At 67.6% G+C, this 19,747-nt stretch carries 15 protein-coding genes; all 15 read left to right on the top strand.

What is annotated here, in order from left to right:
• The first annotated feature begins 19 nt into the window (after nt 1-19).
• The 15 genes from ACMT1E_RS04370 (at nt 20) to ACMT1E_RS04300 (ending at nt 19,686) form a co-directional block, all read left to right on the top strand.
• Complete coding sequence (locus ACMT1E_RS04370) at nt 20-823, top strand: hypothetical protein (protein WP_414902470.1); 804 nt, start codon at nt 20-22, stop codon at nt 821-823.
• Between the two features lie 22 nt (nt 824-845).
• Complete coding sequence (locus ACMT1E_RS04365; RefSeq protein WP_414902469.1) at nt 846-2,534, top strand: portal protein; 1,689 nt, start codon at nt 846-848, stop codon at nt 2,532-2,534.
• On the top strand, nt 2,524-2,862 hold the full coding sequence (locus tag ACMT1E_RS04360) for a hypothetical protein (protein WP_414902468.1): 339 nt from the start codon (nt 2,524-2,526) through the stop codon (nt 2,860-2,862). Before ACMT1E_RS04365 ends, ACMT1E_RS04360 begins: the two co-directional genes overlap by 11 nt.
• Nucleotides 2,855-3,700: a hypothetical protein gene (locus ACMT1E_RS04355; RefSeq protein WP_414902467.1), complete on the top strand. Its 846-nt coding sequence runs from the start codon at nt 2,855-2,857 to the stop codon at nt 3,698-3,700. Before ACMT1E_RS04360 ends, ACMT1E_RS04355 begins: the two co-directional genes overlap by 8 nt.
• A 243-nt stretch (nt 3,701-3,943) precedes the next feature.
• A complete protein-coding gene (locus tag ACMT1E_RS04350) occupies nt 3,944-4,891 on the top strand; it encodes a phage capsid protein (protein WP_414902466.1) in 948 nt (315 codons plus the stop codon).
• A gap of 69 nt (nt 4,892-4,960) precedes the next feature.
• Complete coding sequence (locus ACMT1E_RS04345) at nt 4,961-5,404, top strand: hypothetical protein (protein WP_414902465.1); 444 nt, start codon at nt 4,961-4,963, stop codon at nt 5,402-5,404.
• A gap of 84 nt (nt 5,405-5,488) precedes the next feature.
• Nucleotides 5,489-6,097 (top strand): hypothetical protein, encoded by a 609-nt coding sequence (locus ACMT1E_RS04340; protein WP_414902464.1) that lies wholly within the window; start codon nt 5,489-5,491, stop codon nt 6,095-6,097.
• A 2-nt stretch (nt 6,098-6,099) separates the two neighbouring features.
• A complete protein-coding gene (locus ACMT1E_RS04335; protein ID WP_414902463.1) occupies nt 6,100-8,307 on the top strand; it encodes a hypothetical protein in 2,208 nt (735 codons plus the stop codon).
• Nucleotides 8,304-8,732, top strand: coding sequence for a GNAT family N-acetyltransferase (locus tag ACMT1E_RS04330; protein WP_414902462.1), 429 nt, complete (start codon nt 8,304-8,306; stop codon nt 8,730-8,732). The genes ACMT1E_RS04335 and ACMT1E_RS04330 overlap by 4 nt, the downstream gene beginning before the upstream one ends.
• Entirely contained in the window at nt 8,732-9,292 is a 561-nt protein-coding gene (locus ACMT1E_RS04325) for a hypothetical protein (protein ID WP_414902461.1), read from the top strand. Before ACMT1E_RS04330 ends, ACMT1E_RS04325 begins: the two co-directional genes overlap by 1 nt.
• Entirely contained in the window at nt 9,292-11,187 is a 1,896-nt protein-coding gene (locus tag ACMT1E_RS04320; RefSeq protein WP_414902460.1) for a hypothetical protein, read from the top strand. Before ACMT1E_RS04325 ends, ACMT1E_RS04320 begins: the two co-directional genes overlap by 1 nt.
• Entirely contained in the window at nt 11,187-14,264 is a 3,078-nt protein-coding gene (locus ACMT1E_RS04315; RefSeq protein WP_414902459.1) for a hypothetical protein, read from the top strand. Before ACMT1E_RS04320 ends, ACMT1E_RS04315 begins: the two co-directional genes overlap by 1 nt.
• On the top strand, nt 14,261-16,696 hold the full coding sequence (locus ACMT1E_RS04310) for a hypothetical protein (protein WP_414902458.1): 2,436 nt from the start codon (nt 14,261-14,263) through the stop codon (nt 16,694-16,696). Before ACMT1E_RS04315 ends, ACMT1E_RS04310 begins: the two co-directional genes overlap by 4 nt.
• Nucleotides 16,697-17,243: 547 nt before the next feature.
• Nucleotides 17,244-19,304 (top strand): glycosyl hydrolase family 28-related protein, encoded by a 2,061-nt coding sequence (locus ACMT1E_RS04305; RefSeq protein WP_414902457.1) that lies wholly within the window; start codon nt 17,244-17,246, stop codon nt 19,302-19,304.
• A gap of 76 nt (nt 19,305-19,380) precedes the next feature.
• A complete protein-coding gene (locus ACMT1E_RS04300; protein ID WP_414902456.1) occupies nt 19,381-19,686 on the top strand; it encodes a hypothetical protein in 306 nt (101 codons plus the stop codon).
• Nucleotides 19,687-19,747: the final 61 nt, after the last annotated feature.

Genomic DNA, 19,747 nt, shown 5'->3' with positions numbered 1-19,747 from the left:
CGGAAGAAGGAGACGGACCATGACCAAGACAGCGGTAAAGCCGGCGAAAATTGCGCAGACTGCGAAATCAGCGGCGGACGAAACCACGGAAAATAGCGGCGTTGCGGGCGATCCGGTCGCGAAAATCGATTGCGATGACGTGAAGGCGGTGGGCGATGCCAGCGATAGGGCGGACGGCGAAGGGGTTCCTGGCGCTGGGGGCTGGCCGGGCGGCTTGCCCTTTGTCACGCATGAAGAATTGGACGCTGCCGTCGGCAAGGCGGTCGCCGCCGCCCTGCCGGGCGCGCTGGACACGTTCGTGCAGGAGCAGGCGGCTCTCCATGCCAGGGAACTGGCGGCGGCCGGCGGCGAGAAGGTGGGTGCTGCGGACGCCGTGACCAGCCTGGCCGATCAGGCGGAGGCGGACGCCGCCGCCAAGAAGCGCGCCAAAGCGGAGAAGGCGGCGACCAAAGCGAGGGAGGAAGCGGAGATGCGGGCGCGCGAGCAGGCTGCGCTGGACTATCAGGTCGCGAACAGCGGCTGTGCGGTTGTCGCAGCCGAGATCGCCTGGAGCGGCGAAGCCCGGCTGCGTTTTGCCGAGGACGGTGCATTCGTACCGTGGATCGGCCCCATTCCGATCGATGCCGGCGACGTGTCCGTCAACAACGGGCGCGTGGTTTACGACAAGCCGGTGCATCTGAACGGGGACCAGCCCTACGCCAACATCGATGAGGTCTGGCTGATCGGCGGCGACGGGATCGGCGTTCGATGCGCGATTTCCGGTGGCTTGCGCGCCGGCGGTGGGCGGCGGGCGTTTCTGCCCGGCGGGCACCTGATCTTCTGACCGACGAACGGGGGCGCGGGCGATGACCATGTTGCCGGATACCAGCAATGCCGACGACCTGCTGCGGCGGCAGGGGGTGATGGAAACCGCGCGCGCGAATTTCGAGGGGCTGTGGCAGGAGGTGGCGCAGTTGCTGCTGCCCCGCCAGGCCGAATTCCTGGGGTCCGATTTCGCGGCGACGCAAGGGCTGCGCCGGACGGAACGGATATTCGACGAAACCGCGATGTTGAGCCTCGATCACGGCGTTGCCGTGTTCGAGGGCGAGGTCATTCCGCAAGGCGGACTGTGGCAGCGGCTGATGGCGCGCGACGAAGCGCTGTTGCGCAACCAGCGGGTGCGGTTGTGGTTCGAACAGTTGACAGACCGGCTGTTCGCCTTGCGGAATTCACCCTATTCGGGTTTCGCCAACCAGACCCATGAAAGCGTCGCCAGCCTGCTCGCCTTCGGCGTACAGGGCATGTGGGTGGACAGCCTGCGGCAGCCAGGCACCGGGCGGGCGGTCGGCCTGAGCTATCGCAGCGAGCATATCGGCCAGATTTTCATCCAGGAAAATTACCGCGGCGAAGTCGACATCGTTCACCGTCGGTTCCACCTGACCCACAGGCAGGCCCTGCAGAAGTGGCCGGACAACCCGCCGGCCTGCGCGGCCAAGGCGCAGCGCGACGGCAAGCGGCTGGACGACACGGCGTGCTACATCCACGTCCTTCAGCCCAATCCGCGCCACGACCCCGACAGAATCGACGCGCGGGCGATGCGCATCCACAGCGCGTATCTGTCGGTCAGCGACCGGCAGGTGTTCGATGAAGGCGGCTATCGGCGGATGCCGCTGATCGTGTCGCGATACGAGAAAAGCCCGACCGAGCAATATGGCCGATCGCCCGCGATCAACGTGCTGCCGGCGGTGAAGGCGTGCCAGGCCATGCAACGCGACCTGGTGACGGCGATCGAGTTCATGGCGCGGCCGGCGCTGGGCGTGTCCAGCGACATGCAGGACGAAATGCTGTTCTACGCGCCGGGCGGCATCAGCTACGGCGCGATCGACGAGCGCGGTCAGCGCATGATCCAGCGGCTATGGGATGACCCGGACCTGTCGATGGCGCTTCGCCTGCAGGAAACGACGCGGGCGATCATCCAGCGCGCGTTCTTCGAGGATCTGTACACCATCCGGCAGGAGGTGAAATCGCATGTGTCGGCGACCGAGATCATGCAGCGCGAGCAGGAGAAAGGGATATTGCTGGCGCCGCTGAAGCGGCAGGAACATGAATGGTTCACGCCAATGGCCGACCGCGAGCTGGACCTGATGGCGGAGATGGGCATGCTGGACGACATGCCGCCGGAGCTGATCGAGGCCGGCGGCCTGTTCGAAACCGTGTACGAAAACCCGCTGGCGCGCGCGCGCAAGGCGGAACAGGCGGGCGGATTCTATCAGCTGCTGCAGGGGTTCGCGCCGATCATGCAGGCGGACCAGAGCGGCGGCGCGTTGAAGGCATTGCTGACCAAATATCCGCCCGAGCGCGTCCTTGACGGCCTTGGCAAGATCCACGGCGTGCCGGCGAGTTGGGAGGCCAGCGAAGACGAAATCGCCGCCGCGCAGGCGGCCGACGCCGAAGCGGCGCAGACCGCCCAGATACTGGAACTGGGCGATCGCGCATCGGTGATCGCCCGCAACCTGGGCGGTGCGATGCCAGCGGAGGCGCAGAATGTCGCTTGATCGCGATATCCGCGCCGTCGAGCATGGCGGCCGGTCCGCAATTGCCAGCATCAAGCGGCTGATGGCGCGGACGATGGAGCCGTTTCGCCTGTCCAAGGCGGTGTTCCGCGACGAAAACAGCGAGTTGACCCCGGCGGCGATCGCCTGGCTGGCCGACCTGTCGCGCCGGAATTTCGGCGATCGGTCAACATTCGACCCCGATCCGCGCGTCCATGCCTTCAATGAGGGCCGCCGCGCGATGCTGATCGACATCATGAAGCAGCTGCGCGTCGACGAGGCGCGGCTGGCACGCCTTACCCAACAGCTGAAGGATGTTGAAAATGGTTGACGGCAACGGTGGACAGGCCCCGGCGGAGGGTGGCGCAGCGGACGCGGGCACGACGGCTGGAGCGGCTGCGATTGCGGGTGGCGGAGGATCGGCCCCCGAATGGCTGGGCGCCCTGCCCGACGATCTGCGCGGCGACGCGACGTTGAGCCGTTACAAGTCGGTCGAGGAACTGGGGCGCGCCCATATCGAGGCGCACAAGGTGGCGAAATCGAAGCTGACCGTGCCGGCCGCCAATGCCGCGCCGGAGGCGTGGGGCGCGGTTTTCGACGCGCTGGGTCGCCCCGCCGACGCCGCCGGTTACGGCCTTACGCCCGGCGAGGGGCAGTCGCCGGAAGCGCTGGGGGAGTTCGCCGGCCTGGCCCACAAGCTGGGTCTGCTGCCGGCGCAGGCCAAGGCGCTGGCCGAATATGACGCGCAACGGCTGGCCGCAGCGAAAAACGCGTTCATGGAGGCCGGGAACAAGGAAATCGAGACGCTGAAGACCCAGATGGGCGTTGAATATCCCGCAAAGCTGGCGGCGGCCAAAGCCCTGTTCGCCAAGGCCGGCTTCGACGGTGCCGACGCGGAGGAACTGGACCTGAAACTGGGGAGTGGCAAGCTGGTCTCGGGATTCATGAAGCTGGCCGAGCTGGTCGGCGAGCATGGCCGGGTCGATGGCGCAGACGACTTCGTGATGACGGCAAGCGATGCCAATGCCGAGCAGCAGTTGACCACGCTGCAGAAGGACAAGAACTGGCGTGAAAAGCTGGCGGCGGGCGATGCGACGGTGGTCGCGCAGCGGGCGCGGCTGCTGGAAGCGGCGAAGCGGCAGGCGCTTTCGGCGGCGCCGGCGCGCTAAGCCGGGGCGGGCAGCCCGCGCGGGCAGTTGACAGCGCGCGCGGGCTGGCCTTATTTTCCGCCCCTAGCGATGCGGCGTGTCCGCGTCGATCCGGCCATCCCGCCCCAGGGCGGCCCCGGTGCATTCCGCGAAAGCAGCGGCGGGCCAAGCGTCCCGTAATTCGCCAGACCGGCCCCGGCATATGTCGGCCATCCCGATCGAAACCAAGCTTTTATCGGCAACCGTTTCATCGGGGGATATCCCATGGCAATTCCTGGCACGCCGCAGGCGATCGAGACCACCCAGACGGTCGAATACCGGCTGGCGGTGACGTATGAACTGAACGAAAAACCCGGCAAGCTCGACATATTGTGCGGGTCGCGCGGGTCGTACAGCGACAAGATGGCGCAGATCGAGGATCGTTTCGACGATCTGGTCGCGGAAGAGCGCACCGAGCGCAACGCCGACACGCGCAATACCGACATGGACGTGACGCGGCGCTGGATCATGAAGCCCCGCCCGAAGGATGTGTCGCCCCTGCTTGACCGAACGGACATGGCGACGACGAAGCTGGACCTGAAGTCGCCGGCGTCGGTGCAGACCGCGAAGGCGATCCGTCGCGCGCATGACGACGCGGTCATCGCTGGCTTCTTCGGCAACGCCTGGGTCGGCGCGGGCGAGAATTCGCTGTCGTCGGTGCCGTTCAAGTCCGCCAACATCATGGCGGCGGACTATGGGGCCGGTGCGGCGACCGGCCTGACGCTGGAGAAGCTGATCGGCATGCAGCAGATGATGGAGGCCGCGCTGGTCGACATGGAGGAAGAGCAGCCGATCATCCTCATCACGTCGAAGCAGAAGGCCGATCTGCTACGGATCAACCAGGTCCAGAGTCGGGATTACAACCCGCTGCTGCAGCAGGCGCTGCAGACCGGCAAGGTCGCCGATTTCATGGGCTTCCGCTTCCTTCAAACGGAATTCGGCAACCAGAAGGCCTATCCGAAAAGCTTCAATCTGAGCGTGCCGACGGCTGGCCAGCGGGCGTTGCCGGTACTGGTCCCCTCCGCGATGCACCGCGGGTCCTGGGAAGAGTTTTTCGGCCGGGTGAGCGAGCGCGCAGACAAGAGCTACAGCTGGCAGATTTACGGCGAAACCTGCGTCGCGGCGACGCGGGTCAACGAGGACAAGGCGTTCCAGATCCTGGTGACGGAATGATCCGCCGGGGGGCCTTCCCGCCCCCCGGTTCGATCACCAGCCTGCGTCGCGCAACAGAAAGGGCCTGTCATGGCAAAAGGTTATTCGAAGGAAACGGTTGGCGTCCTCGATGGGAGCGTGCCCGAAAAGATCGCCGACGGCCGCGTGCTCGGCGGTCGCGTGCGCGCATTCACCGCGACGTTCGACCTGTCAGAAACGACGGTGAAGCGGGCGAACGGCGACAGCAATGTCTGCTTCCGCATCCCGGCCGGGCACAAGGTGCTGTACGGGCTGTTGCTCGCATCGGTGACGATGGGCGCTTCGGCGACCATCGCGATCGGCAACGCCACCACCCCGGCGAAATATCGGGCGGCGGCGACCCATACCGCCACCACGCCCACCCTGTTCATGCTTTCCTCCGCGCTCGACGACGATCCGTTGGCGGCGGCAGAGGACGTTATCATCACGATCGGCGCCGCTGACCTGCCGTCAAGCGGTATCCTTCAGGTCGTGATGCTCACCAGCGCGCGCTGAGCGCGGGGGTGAAGAAGGCGGGCCGCGTTGCCGTGGCGAGACGGGGGTGGCGGCCCGCCTTCAACACATAGAGGATGATTGCGGGTGACGACACAGGCTTCGCAGACGCGCATCGTCAACAAGGCGCTGACCATCCTTGGCAGCACCTCTCGCGTACTGAGCCTGACCGACAACAGCCCGGCCGCCAAGGTCGCGTTCCGCCTGTGGGATGAGACGCGCGACGAGGTGCTGGCCGAACATCCGTGGAATTTCGCGGTCGCCCGCACCGATATCGCGCGCAGCGGGGACCATGTGCCGGCAACCGGCTGGTCGGCGGCGTTCGAACTGCCCGCCGACCTGCTGCGCTGGCTACCCTGGCGCGAGGACCATCCCGATCATTTCGCGGGGGAGCAGGAAGGCCAGTATATCCTGGCCAACGGCAACGGGCCGCTGTTCATCCGCTACATTCGGCGCATCGAGGATGTCGCCCGCTGGTCGTCCGGCTTCACGGCGGCATTCACCGCGCGGCTGGGGTTCTACATGGCGCGTCCGATCACCGCCAGCGGGACGATGATGGACCGGATGGAGCGCATGTACGACAAGGCGATGGCCGATGCGCGCCGGCAGGACGGGCTGGCGACCGGGCGCACCGCCCGCACCGCGAGTTTCAGAAGCGATTGGCTGGGCGCGCGCGAGCGACCCTATGGCGCCTGACGATGGGTGACAGGTCGACCGCGATCATCGCCAGTTTCAACGGCGGAGAGGTTTCCCCCCGGCTGCGCGGCCGGGTGGACCAGGGGCTGTACCCGATCAGCTGCGAAACGATGGACGGCTGGCTGCCGCTGATCCAGGGCTGCGCGGTAACGGCGCCGGGCACGATATTCGTCGAGAAGGCGGCCGGGCCGTGCCGGCTGATCCCGTTCGAATATAACGTCACCGAAGGCTATGTGATCGAGGCCAGCGCCGGGCGTCTGCGCTTCTACACCAACGATGTCCGCATCGAAACGGCGCCGGGCGTGCCGTATGAGATTGCCCATTCCTATACGATCGACCAGCTTCGGTCGCTGGATTTTCAGCAATCGGCCGATGTTCTGTATCTGGTCGGCGGCGGCGCGCCGATGCGCAAGCTGAGCCGCACCGGGGCGGAGAGCTTCACCCTGGCCGACCTGACCCTGCGCGGCGGCCCGATCGGCGACGGCAATATCGACGAAGGCGTGACGATCAGCGCCAGCGCCGCGACCGGCGCGGTGACGTTGACCGCCACCAGCGCGCTGTTCGCCGCCGGCGATGTCGGCGGACTGATCGAGATCGAGGCTTCGGATTTCAGCGATATCGCCGCCTGGGAACCGGGGATCGAGGTGACGACGGGGGCAAAGCGGGCGTTCGGCGGCAAGGTTTATATCTACAGCGGCGGCGGCAGCGGGCGGACGGGCACGGTGGCGCCGTTCCACGACAGCGGCACCGAATGGGATGGTTCCGGCACCGGCACGGACATCAACGGCAAAGGCCCTTACGGCGTGCCGTGGACGTTCCTCTACGGCCGTTTCGGACTGGTGCGAATCACCGCCTTCACCAATGCGACGACGGTCAGCGCGACCGTCCTCAAGCCGCTGGCCGACAGCGTCGTGTCGGAAGGAAGCTGGCGATGGGCGTTCGGCGTGTTCAGCGCGCGGCGCGGCTGGCCGGATTCGGTGTGCATCTGGAACGAATGCCTGGTGTTGACCAAGGACAATACCGCCTATGTCAGCGTCGTCGGCGATTATGAGAATTTCGCCCGGCGCGACGCCAGCGGCGATTTCCAGCGCGACCTGGCGGGCAGTTTCACCCTGCCCGACCCGGCGCGGATCAACTGGGCGCGTGCCGACCGGCTGCTGCTGCTCGGCACGGAACGCGCGGAATACACGGTCGAACGGGTGCTGACCCAGACCGAAGCCGCCGGGCCGCCGATATTCGACGTGCGGCTGCAATCGTCCAACGGCAGCGCGCGGGCACGGCCGGTGCAGGCGGACGGGCGGGTGCTGTTCGTCCAGCGGGCGCTGCGCAAGCTGATGGAAATGGCCTATTCGATCCAGACCGACCGTTATGACGCGCCGGACCTGACCCGGCTGGCCGATCATATCGGCGCGCGCGGTTTCGTCGAACTGGCGTGGCAGCAGGAGCCGGAGCGGATATTGTGGGCGGCGCAGGCGGACGGGCGGCTGGCGGCGCTGACCTATTCGCCGGGGCAGCAGGTGACGGGCTGGTCGACACGGCGTCTGGGCGGCGGCATGGCGGCGCGATCGCTTTGCCGGATCACCGAACCATCGGGCCAGCGCGACCAGATATGGATTGCCGCCGAACTGGGTGCCGACACGCTGATCCTGCGCATGGCGCCGATCTGGCAGCAAGGCGACGATCCGCTGGGCGCGATGCTGGTCGATGCGGGGCTGAGCTATAGCGGCGCGCCGGTTGCCGCCGGCGTCGGTGCGGCGCATCTGGCCGGCCAGGTCGTGCAGGTTCTGGCGGATGGCAAGCCGCACCCCGACATTACCATCGGCCCCGCCGGCGGATGGGCGATCAGCTACCCGGCGGCGCGCGTGACGCTGGGCCTTGCCTTTCCGGCCCGGTTGAAGCCGATGCCGCTGGAAGCGGGCGCGAGCGAGGGAACGGCGCAAGGCAAGATCAAGCGGATCGCGGCGCTGACCCTGCGCGTGCTGGAAGCCCAGGGCCTGCGCGTGCAGGTGCAGGACGGCGAGCTGTTCCCGATCGAAACCCGCATACCTGCCGACCCGATGGACGCGGCCGTGCCGTTGTTCACCGGCGACCTGCCGATCGAGACCATCGGCGATTTCGACCGTGAAGGCGGCATCGTGATCGAGCGGTTTCAGCCGGTGCCAGCGACGGTGACGGCGCTGATCGCGGCGGTGGAGGTGGGCGAGGCATGATCCGCATCGAACCGCTGACGCGACAGCATCTCGCCACGTTGCGCGTACAGGCGGCGCAGCTGGCCGAAATCGGCGACGGGCCGCTGGGCGGCGCGGCGGCGCTGGGGCCTGCCTTCGCGGTCAGCGCGGCGGAGCGGGTACTGCTGTGCGCCGGGCTGGCTGAAAGTCACCCGCGCCACGCGACCGCCTGGGCGCTGTTCAGCGATGGCAAGGGTACGGCGATGGTCGCGATCGTCCGGGCGATCCGGCGGGTATTCGAGGCGAGCGGCTATCGCCGGATCGACTGCCTGGTGCGCGGCGACATGGCCAGCGGCCATGTCCTGGCGCGGCTGCTGGGTTTCGAGCGGGAAGGCGTGCTGCGCCACTATACGGCGGACGGCACCGACATGGTGATCTACGCGCGCATCGCCGGGGAGATGGACTGATGGCAGGGGGACCGGTCGCGATCGGCCTGATGGCGGCAAGTGCGCTGATGGAGGGGATCGGCCAGAATAGCGCGCTGCGCGCCCAGGCCCGCGCGCAGGATGAGAATGCCCGGCGTGAGGAATTGGCCGGCGAACTGGATGTGGATACGATCCGCCGCCGGGAACGGGCGACATCGGGCGAAGCGATTGCCGCGCTGGGCGCCAATGGCGTGCGCGTCGGCACCGGATCCGCGCTTGACCTGCTGCACCAGAATGCAGCGGCGCGCGAGGCGGACATACTGAACCGCCGATACAATGCGGCAAGCGAGGCGGACAGCCTGCGCCGGGCCGCGCGCCAGTCCCGCCGATCGGCAAAATTCGCGCTGTTCAGTGGTGTGCTCCGCGCCGGCGCGGCGGCGATGACGCCGGTTCCCGACGCCGGCAATGCCGTTGCCGGCGCGGGGGCGCAGCAATTGCCGATTCCTACGGGTCCGGTCGAAAAGGCGCCGGGTGAGGTCAACATGCCGGGTTGGAAGGGCGCTTTCCGATTTCCGGTGCTTCTGCCCAAAGGTGGATACTGATGGCGGTGCCGCCGACCTACACGCGCAGCGTTCGCGCCGCCCCCGCGCGCCTGCCCAATGTGGACCCGGACGCCTATGGCGTCGGCGCGGCGCGGGCGGTGGGCGCGGTGGGCGAGCAGATGTTGCAGATCGCCCGGCTGGAGGATCAGCGCGACGTGCAGGCCAAGATGGCCGATCGCGCGGCGGCGATGGCGAAGCTGCAGGCGGAGTTGCGCGCCGAGATCGACACCATGCGCCAGAATGCCGGGCCTGGCGCGGCTGGGCATGAAGAGGCGGTCGGCAACCTGATCGACAAGCGCGTCGCCGATTTCATGGGCACGATCGACGACCGGCGCGTGCTGCAGGCGTTGACGCCGGATGTGGCCCGGATCGCCGGCGGCGCCAAAGTCGACGAACAGCGCTTTGCCGTGGGCATGCGGGTCAAGAAGCAGGTTGACGATTACGAAGTCGCCGAGCGCCAGTTCGGCGCGAATGTCTATGCCGATTATAACGGAACCAACCAGCAAACGGCGCTGTCGGCGCTTTACACCACGATCGATAGTACATCGATGCCGGCGGACCATAAGGAGAAGTTGCGGCAGTCGGCGCGGCGGACGATCCACGGCGCGGCGTGGCAGGGTTTTCGCCAGGACGACCCGGAAGGCGCACTGGCGCTGATCGACGAAGGCTTCCTGAACGAGGATTTTTCCGCCGACGAGATCGTGCAGCTGCGCCGGACGGCGGAAGCCGATGTTGCCCGCGCGCGCGTTGCCGCCGATCGCGAGGCGGCAAAGCTGGTCGCCGCCCAGAAGGATGAGGAAGAAACGGTGCTGGCGCGGGTCGGCGACGGTGTCGACTATGACCCTGCCGAACTGGGGGCGATGGCGGCGCGGGCGGCGGCGCGCGGGGATAGTCACCGCGCCGACCAGTTGCGCGAAGCGCAGGTGACGGCACTGGCGGTGGCGCCGTACAGGGCGGCGTCGGCCGTCCAGATTACCGGCGCGCTGGCCAGGATCGAGGCAGACCCAAAGTGGCGGACAAGCGCCGACAAGGTGCGGATGCACACCGCCCTGTCCCGCCTGCGCGATGAACGGCGGACGGAAGAGCCGAACATCGCGCCGCCGAACTGGACCGACCCGGCGAGCATCGATGCCTATGAACGCGCGATGCGGGTCGACGCGGCTGAACGGCAGATGCCGGTGCCGACCTATTTGAGCAAGGACATGCGCGCGCAACTGGCGCCGATGATGGAAACGCCCGGCGGGCGGCGTGAGGTGCTGGGCCTGCTGAGCCGGATGAGCCAGCCCGCCGCCTTTTCCGCCGCGCGCGAACTGGCGCCGAACGACCGGGTGTTCCAGCTTGCCGCCACCCTGCCCGACCATGCGCGGACCCTGGCGCTGTCGGGGCGCGACGCGCTGGCGACCAACCCGGACCTGGCGCCGCCGGCGGCGGTGACGATGGCGTTCAACCGGCGCGCCGCGATCGCGTTGCGCGGGTTCGACACCGACATGAGCCGTGCGGCGCGTGAGGTGGCCGCGGCGATCACGGCGGCGATGCTGAGCAATGCCGGCCAGAAGCGTTGGGATCCAGACACGTTCGAGCAGGCGACGACGATCGCGCTGGGCGGCGGCTATCGCGGCGGGCAGCAGCTGGGCGGCATTGGCAGCTGGCGGCGCCAGCCGATCCTGCTGCCTGACGACATGAGCCAGCCGGAATTCGACCGGCGGCTGTCCCGCCTGAGCGGCCCGGCCAATGCCTATGCCGGCGGGCGACAGCTGGACTGGGCGACGCTGCGCCGCAATTACAGCCCGCTGGCGGTGGGCGACGGGCAGTATCATTTCGTCGATGCACAGGGCCGCCCGGTGATGGCGCGCAACGGCACGCCGTCGCTGCTCGACATCCGCAAGGTGCGCTGATGGCCGGGCCGGCCGCTGCCTATACCCCCCGGCCGCCTGAACCGGGCGCTGCCGATCTGGGGCCCGACATCGGCTTCTTCGACCGCCGAAGCTGGTCGACCGGCTTTGCCCAGGCGCAGGCGGGGCCGGACATCGGCACCAATGAAACCCGTTATACCCAGGCGGCCGGGCGGGAGTTGCGCGACTATCTGCGCAAGCGCGGCTACCCGGTCGAGTTCGTCGAGCCGACTATCTTCGGCACGACGGTGCGCGGCAGCGGGTTTGCGGAGCGGTTTATCCCGCAGGGCGACATCAACCGCCCGCTGTTCGACGCCTGGGCGCAACTGACTCCACAGGAGCGATCGGGACTGCCCGATTTCGCCGATGTGGTCGACGGCGCGTCGCTGCGCGCGCTGGCGATCCGCCGCCAGCAGGCCGATGCGCGCAAAGCGGCGATCGCCGCCGGACGCCTGACCGGTGGCGGCAAGCTGGCGGCGTTTCTGGGCGCGGTGGGCGCGGCCTATGACGACCCGGAAAGCTATATCGGCATAGGGATGGGCGCCGCGCCGGCGGCATTGACCCCTGCCCGCCGGATCCTGTCCGTCGGGCTGCGCGAAGGCGCGCTGAACGCCGGCATCGCCGTGGCGTCCGAACCGCTGGTGCAGCGGTCGGCCGACCGGCTGGGCGTGGGGCGGACGGCAGAGGACGCGGCGTTCGATATCGTCGTTCAGGGCCTGGCCGGCGTGGCGATCGGCGGCGGCATTCAGGGCATTGGAGAGGTCGCGCACGCGATCCGCGCGCGGCGGGTTGCCGCCGGAACGGAGGCGGATCGCGCATTGGTCGCCCAGATGCGTGCGGCGGTGCCCGACGCCAATATGACACCCGACGAACGGGCGGCAATGGCGGTGCTGGAACGCAGCGCGGATGTTACCGAATCGTCTCCCTTCTCGCCGGGCGGGGCCGGCGCGGCGACGCATGTCGACCGGCTGGGGCGGATGATGGACGACATGGCGCTTGGCCGGCCGATCACGGCGCCAGTGCCCGAAACCGTGTCCCCCGCCGATGTCGCGGCCGGCGCCGTCGACCCGGCACGGTTGCGGGCGCCGGCGCGGGCGCAGTTCATGGCGCGGGTGCGCGCCGCGGAAAGCGCCGGGAACGATGCAGCCCGCCCGATCGACCCGCGCACCGGCCAGGCGCGATCCAGCGCGACGGGGCGATACCAGTTCACCGACGCGACCTGGCTGGCCTATTTCAAACGGCGCTATGGCGGTGCCGGCCTGAGCGACGCGGCGATCCTGGCGCGGCGCGGGGACGGCGCGGTGCAGGACGTGCTGATGCACGACCTGACCGACGACCATGCGGCGGCGCTTGACCGGGCCGGGCAGCCGGAAACGGCGGGCAGCCTGTACCTGCTTCACTTTGCCGGCGAGAAGGGTGGGCTGGCGCTGCTGCGCGCGGCCCCGGATACGCCGGTGGAACGGCTGCTGTCCGAAGGCGCCATCCGCGCGAATCCGTTCCTGAAGGGGCGGACGGCGGCCGAGGTTATCGCCTGGGCCGACCGCAAGATGGGCCAGGCCGCGCCGACGCAGGCGGTGGTAGGCGGGCGGCCGGGCATAGCCGATGACGTCCTGCCGACCTTCGCGGAAGCGGAGCCGCCGGCGGTGTATGGCGAGCCGACCCGCGCGGACCTGCGCGTCGAGCTGTTCGACAGCCCGGAGGCGCACGCGCGGGCGCAGCTTGACCAATGGCGGGCAGACGATGCGATCGACGGGCTGGTGAGCGTGGAGGAAGCCGCGCCGTCGCCTCCCGCCGGACCAAGCCCGCAACCGCTTTCCGCCGAGGTTAAGGCACTCATGCCGCGCCTGCGCGACGTGGTGGCTGATCGGCGCGCTTCACTCAACGCGGCAAAGCTTGCGAGTAAGCTGGATGCGACCGAAGCTGATGTTCGCCGCGCTCTGGAGGCGCTTGTATCCACCCGGCAGTCCGGCCTTATCCTGGGGCGTTCTGGTTCAATACGACGGGCGTTGCAGCGACGTGGCCCGGTCGATGCGATAACATTCATCGGTGATCGTGGTGGCTTGTTAGACAATGAGGGGCATGACCTGGTCAAGGGTCGTGGCCTGCAACGAATGGTCAGCGGATCGGGGCCGCTATTTCGTCGTGGCGGCATGTCGATCGACAGGGCTGGAGAATTGCTGCACGAGGCCGGTTACTTCGGTCCACCGTCCACTACCGAGCGCCCGGATGTTGCGGGCGTGCTGGACTATATTGAGCGCGCGTCGGCGCAGAAGCAGTTCGCCGCGACAGACCTGACGGCCACGATCGAAGCCGCCGGGGCGAAGCAGCAAGCATATAGCGACGAGGCGCTGTTCGCCGCGATCGATGATAATCTCGCCAGCAACGGCTTTGATTATGACGACGCGATGCTGCGCATGGTTTATGAGCAGGCGCAGGAAAATGGTGGCGATATTGGCGCGGCGATCGACGACGTGCTTGCGTTCGAATTCGAACAGACTGTCCGCGCGGCCGCAATAGAGACAGACTCGCCGCTCCATGCTATCTACGCCGATCAGGAGGCGCTTGGTTATGGCGGACGACCCGCGAGCGAGATTGATGATGACGCTTTCGAAGGATTCGCGGCTGGCGCCGGAGACCCGCGCGAGAGCGGCGCGGGTCAGTACGAACTTGGCGGCGCGGGAGCGAATGTTGGCGGAGAAATCGGCCTTAGCGCGTCGATCGGCGAGGAAGCCGGATTAGCAAAGTTCAGCGACCCTGTTGGGCCTGAAGCCAGGGCGCAGAGCGACAGTCTGGCGCACGATCTGCAAATGGATGCTTTTGGTGGAGCGGGGCCGGCGGACAGGCGCCTGGTACTGGAGCGGCAGGCCGAAGGACGCATCCGATCGGCAAAAGCCCAAAAGGCGCCTGGCAGCGAAGGCGGATTGTTCGACACGCGCGATACGCAGCAGACGTTCAGACTCGATGAAAATAGCGACGATGTCGGTTTGCCGGATCTGCTGAAAGACCTGGACGACGATATCGACGCAGCGGCGACGCTGCGCGGGTGCATGGCCCCGCCGGGCAAGGCAGGTGGCGCATGAGCCTGCCCGCGTGCATCCCGGGCCTGATCGCCGATGGCCGGATCAGCAAGGCCCAGGCGGAGAAGGCGGAGCGCGCCTATTCCCGGCACTATGCCCGCCTGTCGCGGGAGATGGGGCCGGAGGCCGCCGCCGCCGAGGCGAGCGAGGCGGCGATAAGGGAACTGGAATATCAGGCGGCGCTGGCGAAGCGCCAGACCCTGCTGCAGGTGAAGGCGCAGCAGCGGATTACCGCCGACATGGAGGCCGCCGGCGGCGGGCCGGGCGCGGCAACGAAGGTGTTGGCGGCGGGCAGCGGGCGCAATGTGCTGAACGTCGAGGCGCAGCACCGGGCGATCGCCGGGCGGGCGCATGCTACGATGGAAGGCGTGTTGAGCCGGCACAGCCGCAACCTGATCGGCGAGGCGCGGGACAAGGCCGGGCTGCGCGACATGGTGCGCGAGCGGTTCGGTGAAAAGACCGGCAACGCGTCCGCCGCCGAACTGGCGGAGGCGTTCGGCGCGACGGCGGACACGTTGCGGCGCCGCTTCAACGCCGCCGGCGGCAATATCGGCCATCTGGCGGACTGGGGCCTGCCGCAGGCGCATGACATGGTGCGCGTCCGCGCCGCCGGGTTCGATGCGTGGCGGGCCGAGATCGCGCCGCGGCTGGACCTGTCGCGGATGATCGATTTCGAGACCGGCGCGCCGTTCACCGCCGACACGCTGGACGCCGCGCTGCGCGACGTGTTCGACGCGATCCGATCCGACGGATGGATAAAGCGGGCGGTTGGTGGCGGCGGGCAAGGCAAGCTGGCCAATCGGCGCGCCGACCCGCGCTTCCTGATCTTCAAATCGGCCGACGACTGGATGGCGTACCAGGAGCGGTTCGGCACCGGCAGCGCGTTCGACGCGATGATGGGCCATATCGACGGCATGGCGCGCGATATCGCGCTGATGGAGGTGATGGGGCCGAACCCGCGCGCAACGCTGCGCTGGATGCAGGACGGCTTGCAGAAGGCCGCCGCGACCGACGGCGCCCCCGGGATCGGCGCGGTCGATGCGGCGCGCGGCGCGACGTTGAAGCTGGACCATCTGTACGACGTGGTTTCAGGGCAGATGAATTCGCCGGTCAACCAGATGGCCGCGCGCCAGATGAGCGGCGTGCGCAGTTTCCTGACATCGGCGTTTCTGGGGTCGGCGGCGCTTACCGCGACGACGGACGTCGGCTTCCAGGCGATGACCCGCGGCTATAACGGCCTGCCGATCACCGGCGCGATCACCGGCTATCTGAAGCTGCTCAACCCGCTGAACGGCGCCGACCGCAAGACGGCGATCCGGCTGGGCCTGATGGCGGAGGAAGCGGCGCACCGCGCGGCCAGCCTGAACCGCTATATCGACGCCGGCAACGGGCCGGAGGTGGCGGCGCGCCTGTCCGACGCGGTGCTGCGCCTGTCCGGCCTGTCGATCTGGACGCAGGCGGGGCGATGGGCGTTCGGGATGGAGGTGCTGGGCCACCTGGCCGACGTGCGCGGCAGGCGCTTCGCGGAACTGAACCCGGCGCTGCGCGGTATGATGGAGCGGCACGGCATAGATGCGGCCGGCTGGGACGCGATCCGTACGACGGCGCCCTATCGCTACAAGGGCGGCGAATGGCTGCGGCCGGATGACGTTGCGGACGTGGCGCTGGGCGACGCGATGCTGCGTATGGTGCTGAGCGAGACCGATTACGCGGTGCCGACCGCGACGGCGCGGGCCAAGGCGACGCTGAGTTTCGGCCAGCGGCCGGGCACGCTGGGCGGCGAGATCATCCGCAACGGCGCGCTGTTCAAGTCGTTCGGCGTGTCGATGATCCTGACGCACGGCGCGCGGATGATAGAGGGCATGGGGTGGAACGCGGCGCGCTATGCCGCCGGGCTGACCATTACCACCACCCTGCTCGGCGCGCTGGCCGTGCAGCTGCGCGAAATCGCCCAGGGGCGCGACCCGAAGCCGATGGACGCGCCTGAATTCTGGGGCAAGGCGATGCTGCAGGGCGGCGGGTTCGGCATATTCGGCGATTTCCTGCAGGCCAGCCAGAACCGATTCGGCGGCGGCATCGGATCAACGCTGGCCGGGCCGGTGGCGCAGGGGCTGGGCGATGGGCTGGCGGTCGTGCCGGGCTATGCGCTGCGCGCGGCAGCGGGTGACGACACCATCAACCCCGGCCGCGATCTGGCCAAGCTGGCGAAGCGATACACACCGGGCGGATCGCTGTGGTATGCAAGGCTGGCCTATGAGCGGCTGGTGCTGGACCAGCTCCAGCGGCTGACCGACCCGGACTATGACGACGCCTGGCGACGGGTGGAACGCCGCGCCGACGACCTTGGCCAGGCGCAGTGGTGGCGGGCCGGCGAAGCGGCGCCCGACCGCGCGCCTGACCTGTCCAATGCCGTGCTGGGCGAGACGCCGGAATAGCGTTATTGGCGCGGCTTTGACTTGGTGACGCGAAAATCGCAACCGCCCGCCAATAGAGAGAATATTATCGCTCTACTCGACTTTGGATAATATAACTCACCAAGCCCTCGCGCAGTTTAGTACGAATCTCCTGTGTTTGACCGCGAGCTATATCGAAGGCGCGAGGCCCGTTCCCGGCGGCAAACATTTTAACAAGCACGTTCTCGTATACGCTCTGCTCTCTATCGCAGCTCCCAACGGCAGCAGTTGCTATGTCACCGGCCGATTCGCTTGATTTCGCGTATTGGTTCGCGGCGTTGTAAACGCAGTCCATCCAACTTTTCTGCGCGGCGCCTTGTGCGTGAAAGCCGTAAGGGTCGTCAGCAGAAAAGTTATTCCCCGACTGCACGAGTAGCATAAGTAACATTGCGAACATCTCATCCCCCCCCTTGCCCGATTCGCTATTTAATCGCATAAAGATGCGCGCCCGCCAAAAGCGGGCGTGTGATTGACGCAGGCCCGGGCAGGCTCGCCCCCGACCGGGTTTCAGAACGCGATGGGGGCGAGAATGACGGTCAGCACGACCGCGCGTGAAGCGTCGAGCGCCTGCAACGGCGTGACGATGCAGTTTCCCGCCGGGCTTCAGTTCATTTCCAACAGCGACCTGTTCGTCTATCTGGCGGACAGCGCCAATGGCGCGTTGGCCGATGCGGTGCTGCTGACCGAAGGGGTCGATTACAGCATTACCGGCAACGGGCGGGTCGGAACGGCGATGGTGCTGACCGTGGCCGCCTACCCGCCGGGCAAGTGGCTGCGCCGCTTCCGGCGGACGGCGCGACTGCAGCAGGCCGATTATGTGCCGAACGACGGCTTCCCGGCCGACGCGCACGAAACCCAGCTGGACCGTCTGACCCTGGTCGACCAGGAGATTGCCGGCGACCTGACCGATACGACGACGCGGGCGCTGATGGTGCCGGCGGGCGACGTGGCGCCGCCGGTGCCGTCCCTGCCCGCGCTGGCCGGCAAGGCGCTGGGCGTGGGCGCGGGCGGCAGTATCGTCGGCATCACGATCGGCGACGGCAATGACCCCGGTCTGCGTGATGACCTGGCGGCGAGCGGCGGCATGCAGCTGGTCACTTACAAGGCGCCGCTTGCCGGAGCGGCGGCGCGCAGCGGCCGGGACAAGTTGGGCGATATCGTCTCCGCGCTCGACATCGACGGCGTCGTCGCTGACGGCGCGACCGATATTTCGGCCAAGCTTCAGGCCGCGATCAATGCCTTGTCTTCGGCCGGCGGCGGCACGATCCAGTTCCCCGAGGGCGCCTATAATCTCGGCACGTCGACGCTGGTGCTGCAAGAAGGTGTCTCTCTTGTCGGCAACTCGCCACTGACGCGGCTGGTCTACAACGGCACAGGCAAGGCGGTCGCGCTGCACGACACGTTTGGCGCCTACGGAAACCTGCGGTTCCAGAACTTCACCATCGACGGCGTCGGCGCCGACGCGCTGTTCCTCGCGACAGAGAAAGTGGGCTGTTACGCGGGGCTCGGCCTCGACGTGTCGAATATCTGGATTACCGGCACATGGACGAACGGCGCGACATACGCGAACATGTACAACAGCCGGGTTTCGCGTGTCTCGACCAACGGCGCTACGATCACCAACGCCTGCCATCGTATCCTGGCCACCTGCAACGGGATGGTGTTCGACCGGCTCTACCATGGCGGCCCACGAGGCCACCTGTACGGCATCTATGTCGACCAGCAAGCGCAGGCGGTGACGGGTGGCGACCTGCCCCCGGGCCATGACGTGACCTTGCTGGGTTGTGTCGCTCAAGGCGGGAAATACGGCTTCTACGTGCGGCACGCGCGCGGCCTGAACATCATCACGCCGTACACGGAAGCGTGCGCGAACCCGATCGTCATTGGCGAGGTCGGCGCGCCTAACACGTCCTCGGTGATCGTGAGCGGTGGCGGGCTCCAATCGACGAGCGATCCAGCCCATCCATATTACGCTGATCGCGGCCCGCAGATTCACGTCGAGAACGCGAACCGGGTGTCGGTGCGGGATTTTGACGCGCTTCAGGCGATGCGCGTCGTGCGGCTTGTCTTCTCCGGCGGCGGGGGCAGCGGAGCGGCCGGGGTGGCGATCCTCGGCCGTGACGGCAAGGTCGATCACGCTGTCGTCGTCGCAAGCGGCACTGGCTACACCTCGGCGCCCAGCGTCACCGAAGCCAAGACCGGCAGCACGTATACCGCGGTGCTCGACAGCAATCAGCAGGTCGTTGCGGTTACGGTCGACACGGTCGGGACAACTGCGCTTACCGGCAACTTCCCGGCGGCGATCACGATCGGCGAAAGCGTCGGGTCTGTGCTGCTGGAGAGCCCCTATCCCCGAATGCTCGACGCGGACGGGGTGCAATATGCGAACACGTCGATCCCGCTGGTTGCGATGACAGCGACCGGCATCAATCAGGGACTGCGCGTTATCGGCGACGTGCGGGACAATGGATCCGCGCTCGACATCCGCAAGGTCAACGCGGTCGGCCGGAAATACCATGTCTCGTACATCGACGACACTGGGGCGACGAAGGGCTGGCTGTACGAAATGCCGGTGGTGGCAGCGGCATGATTACAGCCCCGCGAGAACAAGTCGACGAAATCAACGCGCAGGCCGCCGCGCGTTGCGATTCCCTTGGAGAATGACCATGGCGCTCAACTATTCGATCCATAATCCATCGGGGCTTCGCACCGGCGCCGCGCAGCCCCTGCCCTTCGGGCCACTGCCCGGTCGTGGCCAGGTTGACCTGGCCGAAAATACCGCGAGCGGCGCCATCGCCGGTCCGTGTGAGGTCAGGCTGCTGGCTGGCGAGGATTGTCGTGTCGACATGCGTGGCGGTGCCGGCGACCTTGCGCCCGCCGGGTCGCCATTTGTGCTGAAAGCGGGGCAACCGGAGTGGATCGCGGTTCCCATGGGCGAGACGTGCTACCTGAGCTGGGCGGCGCTGACCTGATGACCTACGGCTATTCTCGCGTGCGTGAGGGGCGGTACGGCTCCGCTGTCGTCGGCGGGGG

This window comes from Sphingomonas flavalba (assembly GCF_047553045.1).
Taxonomy (GTDB): domain Bacteria; phylum Pseudomonadota; class Alphaproteobacteria; order Sphingomonadales; family Sphingomonadaceae; genus Sphingomonas_L; species Sphingomonas_L flavalba_A.
The sequence above is the reverse complement of the archived record's forward strand: the minus strand, read 5'-3'. Positions and strand labels throughout refer to the sequence as shown.